Annotated in this window: 11 protein-coding genes and 2 pseudogenes; 3 read left to right on the forward strand and 10 right to left on the reverse strand. The window is 43.2% G+C overall.

Features of this window, described 5'->3' with window-relative positions:
• Positions 1-141 precede the first annotated feature (141 nt).
• The gene (locus ACQRBJ_RS01435) at positions 142-1,779 is read left to right on the forward strand and encodes a hypothetical protein (protein ID WP_294969653.1); all 1,638 of its coding nucleotides are present in this window, start codon (positions 142-144) and stop codon (positions 1,777-1,779) included.
• An 83-nt stretch (positions 1,780-1,862) separates the two neighbouring features.
• Here ACQRBJ_RS01435 and priA read toward each other — a convergent pair whose 3' ends face one another.
• The 10 genes and pseudogenes from priA to ACQRBJ_RS01485 form a co-directional block, all read right to left on the reverse strand.
• Complete coding sequence (priA, locus tag ACQRBJ_RS01440) at positions 1,863-4,136, reverse strand: replication restart helicase PriA (protein ID WP_445302674.1); 2,274 nt, start codon at positions 4,134-4,136, stop codon at positions 1,863-1,865.
• Positions 4,137-4,274: 138 nt separating this feature from the next.
• Positions 4,275-4,910 (reverse strand): porin family protein, encoded by a 636-nt coding sequence (locus ACQRBJ_RS01445; protein ID WP_445302675.1) that lies wholly within the window; start codon positions 4,908-4,910, stop codon positions 4,275-4,277.
• 50 nt (positions 4,911-4,960) lie between these two features.
• On the reverse strand, positions 4,961-6,016 hold the full coding sequence (gene gldN, locus ACQRBJ_RS01450) for a gliding motility protein GldN (protein ID WP_445302676.1): 1,056 nt from the start codon (positions 6,014-6,016) through the stop codon (positions 4,961-4,963).
• A 24-nt stretch (positions 6,017-6,040) separates the two neighbouring features.
• Positions 6,041-6,937, reverse strand: a pseudogene (gene gldM / locus ACQRBJ_RS01455) (gliding motility protein GldM); the annotation flags it as partial.
• 189 nt (positions 6,938-7,126) lie between these two features.
• Positions 7,127-7,852 (reverse strand): type IX secretion system motor protein PorL/GldL, encoded by a 726-nt coding sequence (gene gldL, locus ACQRBJ_RS01460; protein WP_264950858.1) that lies wholly within the window; start codon positions 7,850-7,852, stop codon positions 7,127-7,129.
• Between the two features lie 5 nt (positions 7,853-7,857).
• Positions 7,858-9,318 (reverse strand): SUMF1/EgtB/PvdO family nonheme iron enzyme, encoded by a 1,461-nt coding sequence (locus ACQRBJ_RS01465; protein WP_445302677.1) that lies wholly within the window; start codon positions 9,316-9,318, stop codon positions 7,858-7,860.
• Between the two features lie 43 nt (positions 9,319-9,361).
• Entirely contained in the window at positions 9,362-10,297 is a 936-nt protein-coding gene (locus ACQRBJ_RS01470) for a PorP/SprF family type IX secretion system membrane protein (protein ID WP_445302678.1), read from the reverse strand.
• Positions 10,298-10,483: 186 nt separating this feature from the next.
• The gene (locus ACQRBJ_RS01475; RefSeq protein WP_445302679.1) at positions 10,484-11,500 is read right to left on the reverse strand and encodes a nucleotidyl transferase AbiEii/AbiGii toxin family protein; all 1,017 of its coding nucleotides are present in this window, start codon (positions 11,498-11,500) and stop codon (positions 10,484-10,486) included.
• Positions 11,469-12,098, reverse strand: a complete 630-nt coding sequence (locus ACQRBJ_RS01480) for a DUF6088 family protein (protein WP_089543958.1) — start codon at positions 12,096-12,098, stop codon at positions 11,469-11,471. The genes ACQRBJ_RS01475 and ACQRBJ_RS01480 overlap by 32 nt, the downstream gene beginning before the upstream one ends.
• 594 nt (positions 12,099-12,692) lie before the next feature.
• Positions 12,693-13,979: an IS1380-like element IS942 family transposase gene (locus ACQRBJ_RS01485; protein WP_445302680.1), complete on the reverse strand. Its 1,287-nt coding sequence runs from the start codon at positions 13,977-13,979 to the stop codon at positions 12,693-12,695.
• A 140-nt stretch (positions 13,980-14,119) separates the two neighbouring features.
• Between ACQRBJ_RS01485 and ACQRBJ_RS01490 the strand changes: the two genes are divergently transcribed.
• A complete protein-coding gene (locus tag ACQRBJ_RS01490) occupies positions 14,120-15,082 on the forward strand; it encodes a CfxA family broad-spectrum class A beta-lactamase (RefSeq protein ID WP_118082167.1) in 963 nt (320 codons plus the stop codon).
• Between the two features lie 122 nt (positions 15,083-15,204).
• Positions 15,205-15,619: pseudogene (locus ACQRBJ_RS01495) on the forward strand (transposase); the annotation flags it as partial.

Raw genomic sequence — 15,619 nt, forward strand, 5'->3', positions numbered from 1 at the left:
CCCATTATTTTGCACACAAATTAACTTCTGTGCAGATTAATGGGCTTTTTGCGTTAATATACTTTAAATAAACACGCCAAACGACAGTAAAATAGAACATTCTTGTTACCTTTGCGGACGTTTTTGTTTAAAATAATTAAAATGAAGAAACTAAAATTAGTTAGTCTTGCCATTGCGATGGCTTCAGCAGCCCCTTCTTTTGCAGGTGGTTTGCTCACTAACACCAATCAACATGTAGCATTCAACAGAATGATGAGCCGTGAGGCTTCTATTGGTATCGACGGTGTTTATTACAATCCAGCAGGAGTTGTATTCATGGGTGAAGGAAAGCATCTTGCCATCAACTGGCAGTTGGCTTACCAGACACGTAGCATTGAGAATGATTATGCATTGTTCACAAACAATGTGAACAATCCTATTACTCCTCGTACATTCAAGGGCAAGGCTTTTGCACCTGTTATCCCTTCTTTCCAGTATGCTTATAATAAAGGTAGATGGTCTCTCCAGGCTGGCTTCGCCCTCACCGGTGGTGGCGGTAAGTGTACTTTTGATAATGGATTGGGCTCTTTCGAGAAAATCGTAGCTGAGACTGCAATGGCTGCTTGCGGTTTGGCAAGAACTGTTGACAACGTATTGGGCAATACACTTGGACAGCCAGGAATGCAAATGTTTACAACCGACCAAGCTTTCGGTCAGAAAGGCGAATATAGTTACAATAGCTATATGCATGGTCGTCAGTACTATTACGGTCTCTCTGTAGGTGCTGCATACAAATTCAGCGACAATTTCAGCGCATTTGCAGGCGTACGTGGTGTCTATGCTTCAACAAACTACTATGGATATGTTGAAAACATCAAGGTAGGCAACATGCCTCTGTACAAGGTTCTCGACCCTAACAAGGAAAATGCAGCCAACATTGAATTGAGCTGTGACCAGAGCGGCATCGGCTTTACTCCTATCATCGGTGTAGACTTCAAGACAGGCAAGTGGAACTTCTCTGCAAAATATGAGTTCAAGACTCGCATACGTTTGAAGAACAAGGCTGTAAATCAGGCTCCTAGTATCAGTGCTCTCCCAGACAACTTGTCCAGACAGATGGTTGAAACATTGACTCAGGTGTTCACAAATAAGGGGATGACTCCAGAGAATGCTCAAGCTGTAGCAGCAAATACTACTCAAGCTGTTTTGACTAACGATGATGTAGTAAAGACAATGGCTGGCTTGAAGACCGAGTTCGACGCCAAGCTCGAAGAGGCTATCGGCGAATACGAAGATGGCAAGAAGATTGCTGGTGATATGCCTGCTTATCTGGCACTCGGTGTTGGCTACAGTCCAGTAAATACAGTAAGAGTAAACGTAGGTTTCCACTGGTTCGATGACAAGCACGCTACATCTTACAACAACCGACAGGAGAAGTTAAAGCGTGGTACATTGGAGTACAACGCAGGTGTCGAGGTAGACGTAAACAAGAAGATTACCTTGAGTACTGGCTGGCAGAATACCAACTATGGTTTGCCTGATGAGAACCTTGACACCCCAACTTCAAAAAGATACATGGACGACAAATCGTTCGTTGTCAGCTCCAACTCTGCTGCCATCGGTGGTGTCTACCACATCAATAAGAAGATGGATTTGAACGTGGCTTATTTCCATACCTTCTATCAGCACAAGAAGACTTCAGAGAATGTCCAGCTCACAGCCCAGAAGAACTTCAGCTACAACTCTGACTATACTCGTAACAACAATGTGTTTGCAGTTGGTCTCGACATCAATTTCTAAAAAGAATTCACTTTCTTTTCATAAGAAAACACATAACTACAATTATAAAGGCTATCCCGCAGCAGGCAGGATAGCCTTTTCAATTATAGCGGATCTACATCATAGTAGATTTGCAAAGCTCCATATCTCGGATCTTTCAGCATCATGTTCTGGGCATACTTCAAGTATTCCCTTACCTTCATCTGGTCGATTCCATTCTCCAACTTGATGACTAACTTGCGGATATTCATGGTCTTTACCCTTGCTACGGCTGGCTTATCCGGACCTAGCACACGCTCACCAAACCATCCTCTTAAGGTTTTGCCCAGTTCAAAACTAGCCTGCTGACATATCTTTTCATGCTTATGTTTCAGGAACACGTTGATAAGATGAAAAAAAGGCGGATAATGAAACATCTTTCTCTCTTCCAGGATTCCCTTGAACAATCCCTCGTAATCATTATGCACCACCTGTCCGATAACTGACAAGGTAGGATTCTTGGTTTGCAGGATTACCAGTCCCCGCTTTCCCTTTCTTCCTGCTCTTCCACTCACCTGTGCCATCATCATAAAAGCATGCTCATAAGCACGGAAATCAGGATAGCTGAGCATCGAATCAGCATTCAGGATACCCACCACACTCACTTTATCGAAATCCAAGCCCTTCGAAATCATCTGCGTACCTATCAGAAGGTTCGTCTTTCCCGAAGAGAAATCGGATATCAGTCGCTCATAGGCATTTCGGGTACGGGTTGTATCTAAGTCCATTCGGGCGATACGGGCTTCGGGGAAGATTTCTGCTATCTGGTCTTCGATGCGTTCCGTTCCTATTCCCCTGCCCATCAACTCGGTACTTCCACAGTTCGGACATTCCGTTGGTACAGGATAGGTATAGCCGCAATAATGACAGGTCAGGAGATTGATACTCTTATGCAACGTAAGCGATACGTCACAGTTCTTGCATTTTGGTACCCATCCGCACACCTTGCATTCTATCATCGGAGCAAATCCTCTTCGGTTTTGGAAGAGGATGGCTTGCTCTCCATTCTTCAATGCCTGTCTTACTGCCGCCAGAAGTTGAGGAGAATAAGCTCCTGTCATCATCTTGCGATGGCGCAGATCTTTCACATCCACCACTTGTATCTCTGGCAGTTGGATGTCCTTATATCTTGTTTTCAGTTCTACCAGTCCGTATTTCCCCTGCTGCGCATTATAATAACTCTCCATGGAAGGAGTAGCTGTTCCCAGCAGAACCTTGGCGTCAGCATACATATTAGCCAGCATGATGGCTGCACTGCGGGCATGATAGCGTGGAGCCGGATCCTGCTGCTTGAAGGATGTCTCGTGCTCTTCGTCTATGATGACAAGTCCCAGCCTTTGGAAAGGCAGGAAGACGGCACTTCTCGCTCCCAATATCACGTCATAAGGCTTGCCAGACAACTGCTTTTGCCAGATTTCCACACGTTCAGCATCACTGTATTTCGAGTGATAGATACCCAGACGGTCACCGAAGACCTTGTGCAATCGCTCCATAATCTGTACGGTTAGGGCGATTTCCGGCAACAGATAAAGCACCTGTTTGTGCTCTTCGATGGCTTTTCTGATGAGATGGATGTAGATTTCCGTCTTTCCACTGGAAGTAACACCATGCAGAAGTACCACGTTTTTCTTCATCATCTGCATCAGTATCTGATTATAGGCATCCTGCTGCGCCATGGACAAGGGTTTGATCAAATCCAGATGCGCCTCACCCGAAGTATTCAATCTGCCCACTTCCAACTCGTAAGTAAAGAGAATGCCACGGTCGATAAGCGCCTTCACGACAGCCGCCGTACAGTGGGCTTCGTTCATCAGCTCTTCCTTCGTTACCTTCCTGATACCTTCCCGTGGAGTATCTCCCTCCAGACTATCCCAATGAGAAAGGGTGAGGAAGGTGGTAAGAGCCTTCGACTGCTTCAACGCACGCTGCACCATATTGAGAGCCACATGCAGCGCCTGCTCATTCCGGAATCCACTTGCCAGTTCCACATAGAGTTCCATCTTAGGCTTGAATTTCTCGGTAGATTTCATTCCCGAAGGCATGGCAGCATTATATACATCTCCCAGTGAAGACATATAGTAACTGCTGATCCATTGCCAGAGCCGGTATTGCTGCGGCAGAAGAGAAGGACATTCATCCAGCACCGCATCTATCGGCTTGCAGTCGAAGTTGGGCTTCTCGGAATGAACATCCGCAACCATGGCAATATACTTCTTGCTTTTGCCTAAGGGCACCAGCACTCGCATACCGGGCACGACCTTTTCTTCCATCCCTGCAGGGATAGAATAAGTAAAGGTTCCGTCGAGCGGAAGGGGTAATATCACATCTACGTATCTCATATCTTTATCTTCTGAAACGATGGGATGCTCCACTTAGGAGCATTCGTTTTGCAAAGTTAGCAAAAAAAAAGCAGATATCCATCATTGGATACCTGCTTTTAAATATTTTAATAGGTATAGACCTCTTCCTGTCTTTGGTTAGAACCAGTAACCCAAGGCAATCTGCCAGGAATTGTTGTGGCTCTTGTCCTTACCGGCATTAGCAGCTGCATCAAGTGCTTTAGAAAGACTGGCATCAGCAGACTTGCCGCAAGCGATGTTGTAGTTTGCTGAAACCTGAAGATGATTCAACAAGGTTACACCGGCACCTACGTTTACACTGAAGTTAGACTTCTTCAAAGAATAGCTGCTTGATTCATTCCACTTGAAGTTTTTGTCACCAACGTTGATGCCCCACTGTGGACCAGCAAAGAGGAAAATATTAGCCAAACTGCTCAAGCCGAATCCGTAACGCACGTTCACAGGAATGTTGATGGACTGCTGCTTCACGTTAACCTTACCAAGTTCACCTTCAGTACCGGTATACTTGACATCAGCTTCTTTCTGGTCGTACAAAGCTGCAGCATCGAAACTCAATCCAACGATAGGCACAGTAACCTTCACCATTGGACCAACAAAGAAGCCTGTCTTGTTGGAAGCATCGAAAACTTCCTCGCTAAAAGACATGCTTGTCACATTCAAACCACCCTTCAAACCGAACTTGATTTGGGCATTTGCATTTGCGGCAAACAGCATGACTGCCACCAGGAATACAATTGATAAAACTTTTTTCATTTTCTCTTTTTTATTTATTCTGTTAATAAAAAACATTCTTATCCTCATTTTTAATGGCGTTCACGACGAACCGTTACACGTGCAGAACCATTAGAAGAGGAACTACTCTTCTGACGGCGAGTCTTGACAGAAGCTGACTTGGAAGCTCTCACAGAAGAACTGCCACCAGCTCTACGGTTCTTCACCTTAGCCTTTCCCTTCACCGCATTGGCTGCATTGGCAATGCTGTCGAGTGAATCCTTCTTAGCCTGATCGCCCCATACATTCTTTTCGAAAGCAGCCAATTCTGCTTCTATGCGCTTCTGTTCCTTTGCCATTGCAGAATCATTAGGACAGTATTGCGCCAAAGTCTTACCCAACATATTATTGGTCTTGTAAATCTTTCCCTTATATTGGGTACGTATAAAATAATCATCCACGCTCATCACCGCAGCATTGTTCAGATTGCTGGTCATCATCTGCTGCTTGGCAAGGAAAGGAGCCAGATCATCATATTTCACCCAGAAGAGAGGATACTTGGTACCACCATCTCCGAAGTCGTCATCACGTGTCATGATAGGACAAAGTGCCAGCACCTTGGTATGGAAAGTAGCCGAACGCTGGTCGTAATAGGTAGACTCCTTGATATAATAGGTTTTCACCTCACTGGAAGGAATATCACTGTTATCCAACTTGATTCTACCGTTATTCTGCTTTTCATAATAGATATGGTAGTTGTCCAGGAAAGCCAACGGCTGCACACGGTCGACAGCAGCAAAACTCTCGTTTCCATCCATACGATACTGATAGACGTTAATCTTGCCCGTCATCATCAGTCTGAATATTGATGTAAAGAGATTCATCTGGTTACCAATTGGCTCTACCGGATAATACAATCCTGCATTGGCATCCTCATTGAGATCCAACTCACGGTAGATATCTCTTCTCCATACCACATCCTCATCCATTGGGGCTGCAGTAGGAAAGGAAATCTGCGCACGGGTAGTCATGTTGTTGGCATTAGACTGCTGAGCCTTCTGCTGTGCCTGCTGTCTGCGAGCCTGAGGCTGAGCTATAATACCCTGCGTCATTCCCAAGAGCATGATTATGAATAATATCTTTTTCATTACTTTATACTTTGAAAATTGAACTTACTTCACGATTACTTCCATCGCAGCCGGCAGTTTTCGGGTAATCCCGTCAGGACCTACAGCCTTGATATGAGAAATATAGAAGCGTCGGTTTCTTGACAGCTTTCTGAACTCTTCGCGCTGTCGTTCAGAGAAGTTGGAACCGGCTGAAGCCAGCGGGATAGCATTTCCCATATTGTCAAAGAAAACGGTCTCGAAGCCCAACACCTTGAATGGAATATCGAGAAGTCCGTCATCAATGGCAGCATGAATGGTTGTTGCACCCATCAGAGCACCTTTCGATAGGGCACCACCTTTGAATCTATCTGTTCCCATCGCAATATAGGCGGTTGGATCAGGAAGTTTTCTCACATGGAAAACGAATGGAGGCAGACTTCTCACCTGTCCCTTATCGCGGGCTGTCACATGGATGGTAACATCCTTACCCACCGCTGAAGGTGTAGCTACGAAATGACCATTGCCCTTAGCTACGAAAGAACCGCCTGTCATGGTTGCTGAAATGGCATTTGCCGGAACACCAGGTACGCTGATACTGATAGGATTGGCATAGCCTGCATAGAGCACGTTCATCAGGTCGGCAGCAACGGTAGCTGTATTAGGAACTGGCAATACGGTATATTTCTGACTGAAGTTACGACGGATTTCCTCGCCATCCTTACCTTTCATCAGGATATAACCACTAAACCGGTGTTCTCCTACCCCACCAGCAGTAAAGCTATATCTACCATCAGCAGCCTGAAGCCGACTGCCATTGACATAAATTTCAGGTCGCTGGGTACTATCCACAGCCGCCATCACCACATGTGAATTGAAACGCTCACCAGCATACAGGGTTGTCTTTTCAGGAATCACGAAGGCATCCATTTCGCTTACATTCAGTTCTACGAGTTTCACATCCTCCTTCTTCTCGTCGCCCTTTCTCGGCTCATCCAGCAAACTTCTCTTCACCTTCTCCACCAACGACTTTCCCTTGACACCGAGTTCCTCTTCTGTAGGAGTATTCAGTGCCAACATAGCCATCAAGACGACATACATTAGATTGATCATCTTCTGGCGTGGTGATATCGGTCTTTTCTTTATTGCCATTTATTTTTCTTTTAAGTTTGCGGTCATCGCTGCAATCATACGTGCATAAATGCTGTTCAGTTGCTCTATCTGCTGAGCCATCTTCCGGGTCTGTTCATTGATCTGATCGATGGTACCAATCTGCTGACTGGCACTTTTCAACTGCATCTCATAAACCTTGGTAATACCGGTAAGCGTGCGGTTCAGGTTTTCCATCTCCTCGCTGTCACGAGTCAGACGGGAGCTCTGCTCATTAACCTTGCCAAGGGTATCTACCAGATTCTTCAGTTCATCCACATAGCTGCTCTGCACTTTCTGCATTTCCTCAGAAGCTACCTGCATTTCTGCCAAGGCATCCGTCTGAACTATTTGGGAAGCCTGGTTGGCAATACCAGCAATTGGAGAAGAAGACGCTCCTATGGTAGAAGCAGCCACATTCTTATCCTGGTATTCTACTTTATCGCCCTCCAGATATTCCTCCGTCACATGAGTGGGAAGATCTCTACCTTCAGCAGTCTTATCGAAAGGACGGTCGAAAGCTGACAGGAAGAACACGATAATCTCAGTGCCCATTCCCAGGAAGATCATCAGTTTGGCTCCGGGAAGATGCGTCAACGTGAAGAGAGTACCAGCAATAACGATACTCGCACCCCAACTATAAGCATAGTTCAGGAAAGTCTGTCCCGGAACACTATCCATCCACTTCTGCAGACGATAGACAATATTATATTTACTATAGTCACCCATTTTAATTATCTCCTATTCTTATTTCTTGATGGTTTCTGCTTGGCACTCGATGTAGTAGCCAGACTTCTTACGCAACGGAATCCAATATACGAACGTGGCTGGTTCTGATATTCCCAGGAGCGCCATGCCGAACGGATAAACGATTCAGGATCTTTCCAGGAACCTCCTCTCACACCCTTCTTTTTCAATCGGTAAGGATCTTCCTTGGCTGCATTGTATTTCAGTTCCGGGTTCAAGTCGTTCATGGCGTCAACACCAGCCTCTGTATAAACGGTACTGGTCCATTCTGCCACGTTTCCCGCCATGTCGAAGAGTCCGTTTGAGTTTGGAGAGTAAATACCTACCTTACTCGTTATCAGATTTCCATCCTTGGTATAGTTACCGCGGTCTGGCTTGAAGTTGGCGTAATAACAGCCATCTCCATTCTTCACATCCTGATTGTCCCAAGGAAATTCACTCTGGTTCTTGCCTCTTGCAGCAAACTCCCATTCTGCTTCTGTAGGCAGACGGTAACGCTGTACGAATCTGGCTTCCGGTCCCAGACCTTTCAGCAGATAATCGGTACGCCATGCACAGAAGGCATTTGCCTGTTCCCATGTCACGCCCACGACCGGATAGTCATTATAGGCAGGATTACTGAAATAACTTCTCAGATAGATTTCACTTTCCGTATTGCGGAAGTCGTTTACCCAACAGGTAGTATCAGGATAGACATTCACGATATAGGTATTCAGGAAATCCCAAGGTCCGCTCAACGGACGGTTGATGGTTTCGCTGATGATTCTTCCTTCATCATCGATATAAGCAGTATCCTTGGAAATCATCACCACTTCGTCAGGATTCACGGTAACATCCGTGTTCAGGTTACGTTCCTTCGGATTGATACGGTTTCTGCGAAGGGCTGCTGCCGAATAGTCGTAGATTTCGTATTTGTAGTTGAGCTGTCGCCAGTCTATCAGCTTTTCTCCTGTTACGGGATTGGTTTCATACAGACTTTCGTATGCTCGCATTTCATCCTCATTCGGTTTCTTTGGCAACATTTTCTTCCAGTTTACTCTCGGAGGAACAGGATCACCATTCTTATCCTCGGTAATCATATAGGTTTCATCACCACCGTAGGCTGGATCAGCCAGACGGGTACGAAGGATAGAGTCTCTCACATAAGCCACAAACTGCTTATATTCTGAATTGGTGATTTCTGTATCATCCATCCAGAATCCATCTACAGATACATCCTTTCTCGGAGTCTTCTGTCCCCATAGGGAATCCTGACTTTCCAAACCCATTTTCAGAAAGCCACGGTTCACCTTTACCATACCAAAAGGGGCTGGCTCGGCAAAACTCTTACCACTAACGCCAACAACCTCACCGCCTCTGCCAGCCATTGAAGTATACTTGGCACCGAAGCAACTGCTCAGCGTCAAGACAGCAATCAATGCACCTAGAAGCCATATATTCTTTTTCATATTCATGTGTCTTATATTATTTATTCCTGCATATCCACTTTTGTCAGAGTATTCGTACACTCTTATGTTTGTTCTTTCCTTTTTTCACAAGATTGATGTCTGTCTGATAACCGATGAAGAGTTCATGACTGCCATTTCCGGCACTGATAGACGAGGTATAGAATTCGTAGCTATATCCAAGGACTACCCCATGAAAACTTCCGCCCAAGAGAAGCGTTACAGAATGGTCAGGACTGTAGGTAGCACCGCCATACAGAAGCTTCTTGTCATATTGGTAGACCAGTCTGCCTGTCACATCTCCTCGCCAGGTGGTTCCGTCATACTTCACCAACATAGACGATTTTATTTTTAAGAACGGATTTCTCAACTGAATATTGTATCCACCTGTCAAATAATATACGGCATCTATCTTCATTTCATTGGTTTCTCCCAGTTCGATGGTGGGAGATGTCAGATGTTGAGTTGAAAGTCCCACATACCAAGGTCCGCGCATATAATAAAGACCTACGCCCAAATCCATGCCACTACCATTTACATCGGAGGTGGCAAGAGCAGGGTCACCAGACTCTCCGGCATCAACCTTGCTACCGTCAAACTTCTCGCTGATCATGCCACCCTGCAATCCTATACCCAGCATACCCCCCAGGAGCGGTCGCTTCAGAGAATACTGTAAGGAAAGACGCTGATGAGTGAAAAGACCAATCTGGTCGTTCATCAGGTTGATTCCCACGCCATGATAGTTTTTCAGCGCATAAATAGGCATATCCGCAGCCACATACATCGTACGGGGATTGTGTTCGAATCCTGCCATATCCAGAGCGTAAGCAGCCGTCAAGTTCAGTTTTGCCTGCTTACCCACTGCTGCCGGATTAAAAGAAGGTTCCATGTCGAAGTAATGACTGAAAGAAGCGTCATACTGCGCCCAGGAACACTGGGCATCCGCCAGCACCAAACATAATATGATAAATCTTTTAAACACAATCTAATAACGGAAGAAGCACGATTTTATTATATATAGAAATGAAAAAGGCTGCCCTAAGAAAAGAGCAGCCCTATCATCGACTTTAATATTCGTCGTCATTCCAGAGGAATATTAGGGCTGAATACCAAGCACTTATAGTCTTCCAACTTTATTATTGAACATTTTATTAAGGAGTAAAAGTCGCTAAAAGGCTTTTCTAAACCTATCTTGCAACTCCTTGATTCGCTCTAAAAGTTTTTCGAAAGATAAAGTCTGACCATAGATAAAGTGGTTACACATCTCTGCATAATCACCCTCCCAATCCTTCATCAACTCTTGCCTAGGAACGAAATCAATCTCACTCGGCATCAACTTAGAATAATCTACATACCCTACAGCATAGTATATGGAACGATGCTTAACAATACGCTCATACAAGTCCATATCCAGCAGGGCTTGTTTGCCAAATTCTGTATCCATCAAGCGTTCTAGATCATAAAGATGCCTAGACATTCGGACATAACGAGGAGACTGTTTCTGAAACTCCTCACATAGCAAGAATGCCTTCTCCAGGAATGTTCGTGTAGGTACAACTATCCTGATAGTAGCTGTAGCCGCCTCATCTTCTCCTGGGAAAGTCTGCTCAATATATGATGAAATCAAACGGTCTTCCGTAGGCTCGTTCATAGACAAGCAACTAATCTCTATCTTTACTCTTGGCGGAATATACTCTATCGTATGACCAAGCATAGACTCATAATGAACGAGAATGACAGACGGATCCTTATCACTTGCAACGGGACTTGCCTTACCATCCTCATCAATTTCCTCTACTACATTTTCTATATGGTATCCTTCCACACCAAGTTTCTTTAGATTTTCATCCAACTCTGCTGAAACTGTATCAAGAAAATACCTACGTGCCTTCTTGCGAAGTTTTTCACGCTGATTCTTTGTCGTCTTCTCTATACCGAAGAATTCATGGCTTACAGATAAGTCTATATCCTCACTGAATCTTTCTATCAAATTCCATCCTTTACTGAGACTTGTACCTCCCTTAAAGATGAGTTGATCTGCACATGAACATTTGAAAAGAGCGTTGAGCACCACAGTTACCCACCAGTCCTTTTCAATTGCAACCTGATTAATACGAAACTTCTCTTCCGCACGTTGCAACATTGCTATTCGTTCATCTATTGTGTGATTTAACCAAAGTGTCATAATGCTCGTTTTTATCTATTATATCAGTTATCAGCTTTCTCATCCATACTGGCATGAGAGTAAGGTCTTGTACAAACAAGTCTTTATGTTCCTCTTCATTGACCAATTTTCTTATGGTAGAGAGTTCTTGATTACCTACATTCTTTTGTCCTAATGTTCTAAGAGCTTGTACAAGAAGCGCTGCCAACACTGTCTGAAAAGCAAAGTTCTTAGGAACACTTCTCTTCAACTCTATAGTCCGATTTCCAAGAGTCAAGACTCTTCCACTTCCCGATGTCAGATAAGTATATTTTGTAGGCACCTGTGTTGAGAGTCCAAGTTTGTTGAGCGCTGTAACTCCTGAAGGTTGTATTTGTACCTTATCTCGCTGGGCTATAGCCATCACCATTTCATCTATTGATGGATAGACTATCCCAAATCGGGTATTCTTAGGGCGAAGATAAACCCCATTAGCTAATCGAACTATATTTCCCTTTTTTTCTTCTACAGAAAGTGCACGACTTACCACCTTCTCATTATCATTGATGTCCGAGAAGTCTGAGATGAAGAGAATCTGCCCTTCACTTGTCTCATATATACGGTTTGCTATTTCTGCCATATCGTTTCCTTTCTTTAATGGTGCAAAAATACAAAAAATCAGCGATATGTGTAACACCCCGCCGATTTAATTAACTTTTTTTATGTAGAAAACTTTGCAAATATTTTCCACAATCACTTATTTTTATTCACTCTTAGCTGTCTGTGGTACTCACGGCTCTTGCGTTGTAGTTCTTCCTTATGACTGGCATAATATCGACGTTGATACTCTTTTTTCGTGGCAGTTTTTCACTCTTTAAGAGACATACAGGCAAATTCTCCGAATGAATCTGGATACTGCTTGATTATTGCAGTAAAGACTGCGGACAAGACCTGCACGACAATGGAGTTTCCGGCTCGCCAATATAGAGAATAGTCAGAAGTCTTACGATGACGACCATTTATAAACATAAGTTTCGCTATTTGTTCTTTTGTGTAACCTTCTTTACCTCAAATCCGCAACCTATAGGGTTTAGTGGGATTTTGCTTGCAAAGCGACAAAATTCATTTTATCGTACATATTTCTTGCACAACAGAAATGTCGCAGACACAAAATCCCCTTACCCCATAAAGCGACTTGAGGTAATACGCTGGTTTAACCAGAAAAGCATGGTCTTTAACCAAAGTCTGTCTTGAACAGGTTGGCATAAGCATTGTTGTCTGAGTAAATGTTCAATACATGCCTACGTGATGTCTTAATCCATTTCGCAGGAACAGAGATGAACTTGAAAACAAAGGTCTTGATTCTGCTGGTGGCACGCAATCCAAATTCATGGGTTTTCAATCTCTGCATAATAGCTTTGTAGAAGTTTCTGATGAGAGCTGTCATAAGCAGGAATACAGTATTCTGTGCCATGAACGATTTTGGCAATCGATTCCAGCCAAAGTCATTGTTCATGTCATCGAAGATGCGTTCCTTGCCACCACGAAGATTGTAGAATTCCACGATGTCTCTTGCACTCGACTTGTAATCGTTAGTCAGTATACATCTGTAGGTATATTCGCCTTCCCAAATGTCAAGGTATCCATCTATTCGCCTTTGTCTCTGTATGACAAGACGATACGGTTTTCCTTTCCATTTCTCAACAAGGATAGAATTCAACTCAAACTCAATACCGTTGATTTCAACAGTTTTCCATCCAGTTAAGGCAAACATGGAATCGTAGAAAGAAGAGCATCTGTTGGCACGAATATAAAAATGCCTGCAATGAGCCTCTACCATATCTACGATTTCCTCCGAACATGAGCCGCAATCCATGCGGGCACGAGAAATATATATTTCCGAAGCCTCCAATCGCTTGAAGATTCTTTCCAAAGTTTCTTTTTGGTTGAAGCGTACGTTTGTGTTGCCGTCTCTATTTTCAATACCAACAATCATGTCGTTAATGACAGCTACGCCTGGACTATAGCCCAAGAACTTCTTGTAGGTTGGTTTTGCATCATACTTCTCTGTTTCAATGAACTGATGGTCAAAGTCAAAATCATACTCTTGACCGGATTTCAATTGACCAGTAGCAAGCAGAGCATTGACCAGTAAGCAGTTCATCTTGTCTGCAGTATTGAAATCATAGGATTTGCCAGAAGCAGACTTATAGGTGATGCTCTTAAAAGTCAGTTCTTCGATAGCACGTAATATGGTGTCTGCGCTGCAAGTGCGAAGAGTTGGATGAAGAGACAAATGTTTCATCAGGTGAGTTGTAACATCCTCAATACATGAGCCACCACAAAGATATACGCACATCAGAGAGCGTAGAATCTCGCTATATTGATAACCAAACATAGTGCATCTCAATCCCAAGGTGGAATCTATGGTTTGAGCTAAAAGAGCATCAAATTGCTCCATAATCGAAAAAATTCCCCCAAAAGGAGTGAGTTTCTCAGATTTTATTTGTACTTTTGCCATGCCATATCAGAATTTTGCTTGTCTTCTTTTCGCAACACTAAGGTAAGTGAAAATTGTGACATGGCAAAATCCTGGGTAACTTTTTGTTGCTCAGGCACTTATAAATAATGTTAAACTATAGTGTTGCGGAATTAAGGAACATGAAAAAAAACAGAAAAAAGCAAATCGTAGTTTTGTGTATAGCTTTAGTTTGCATCTTCATCTTGGTGTTCTCATTGTCCCATAAATCAGCTACAAAAGGTAGCGCGAATCCTCCATTAACAGATGTTTTGACTGATAGCATTTCTCAGATTGTCTCGGCTTGTCCTGGTGAAATTGGTGTGGCGGTTATTATTAATAACACAGATACGGTTAGTGTTAATAATAAAAGCATTTATCCTATGATGAGTGTATTTAAGGTTCATCAGGCATTAGCTCTTTGCAATGATTTTGACAAAAAAGGCCTTTCCCTTGATACCTTGGTAAAGATAAATAGGGAAAAACTTGATCCAAAGACATGGAGCCCTATGATGAAAGATTATTCAGCACCAGTTATATCGTTGACAGTAAGAGATCTGTTGCGCTATACTCTTTCCCAGAGCGACAATAATGCAAGCAATATCATGTTTAAGAATATGCTCAATACTGCACAAACAGACAGTTTTATAGCGAAACTCATACCACATTCGAGTTTTCAGATAGCTTATACAGAAGAGGAAATGTCCGCTGACCATGACAAAGCTTACTCTAATTACACATCTCCTCTTGGTGCTGCAATGTTGATGAATCGTTTGTTTACAGAAAGTCTTATCAGTAATGAGAAACAAGATTTCATTAAGAATGCATTGAAAGAATGTAAAACAGGTATAGATAGGATAGTAGCTCCACTTCTTGATAAAGAAGGGGTTGTAATAGCACATAAGACAGGTTCTGGTTATGTCAATGAAAATGGTATTCTTGCAGCTCAGAATGATGTAGCCTATATATGTCTGCCTAATAAGGTCTGCTATACCTTAGCTGTATTTGTTAAGGATTTCAAGGGAAATGAATCACAAGCGTCACAATTTGTTGCGCATATATCAGCGGTAGTATATTCTTTATTAATCAATACTGCGTTAAATTAATATTTAATCGTCTGTAAATCAATAACTTATATTAAGAAGTGCTTATGAAAACTTAACTGTAAAAAGTTGGTCAAGTCGCTGATTTTCAGTAACTTTGTAGATCACGACAAATACAATATTACATGAATACAGGACTTGACCAATATATGGATATCTTTAAAGATGCAGTTGAAGATTCAGCTGCAAAGATAACAAAAAGTTTCGAGAAAATACTCATCGAGGTGATAATTTTGTTCATGGTAATACCAAGAAAGATAAATTTCACCCAAATGGGGAGGTATGGCTTGCATGTTGAGCAAACCTATCGCAACGCATTCGGCTTGAAAAAGTCGAAGTGCATTGATTGGCTCAAACTTAATGTCTCACTTGCCAAGCGCTTCTTGGGTAAACAGGGAAGATGGGCTATTGCCATTGATCCCAGCTACATCAGTAAAGCTGGCAAGAAAACACCACATATCGGTCGTTTTTGGTCAGGATGTGCACAGTCTGTTAAACATGGTCTCGAAATCATGGGTATTGGCCTCATTGATATTGATG

The organism is Prevotella sp. SGI.167 (genome assembly GCF_050313615.1).
Lineage (GTDB): Bacteria > Bacteroidota > Bacteroidia > Bacteroidales > Bacteroidaceae > Prevotella.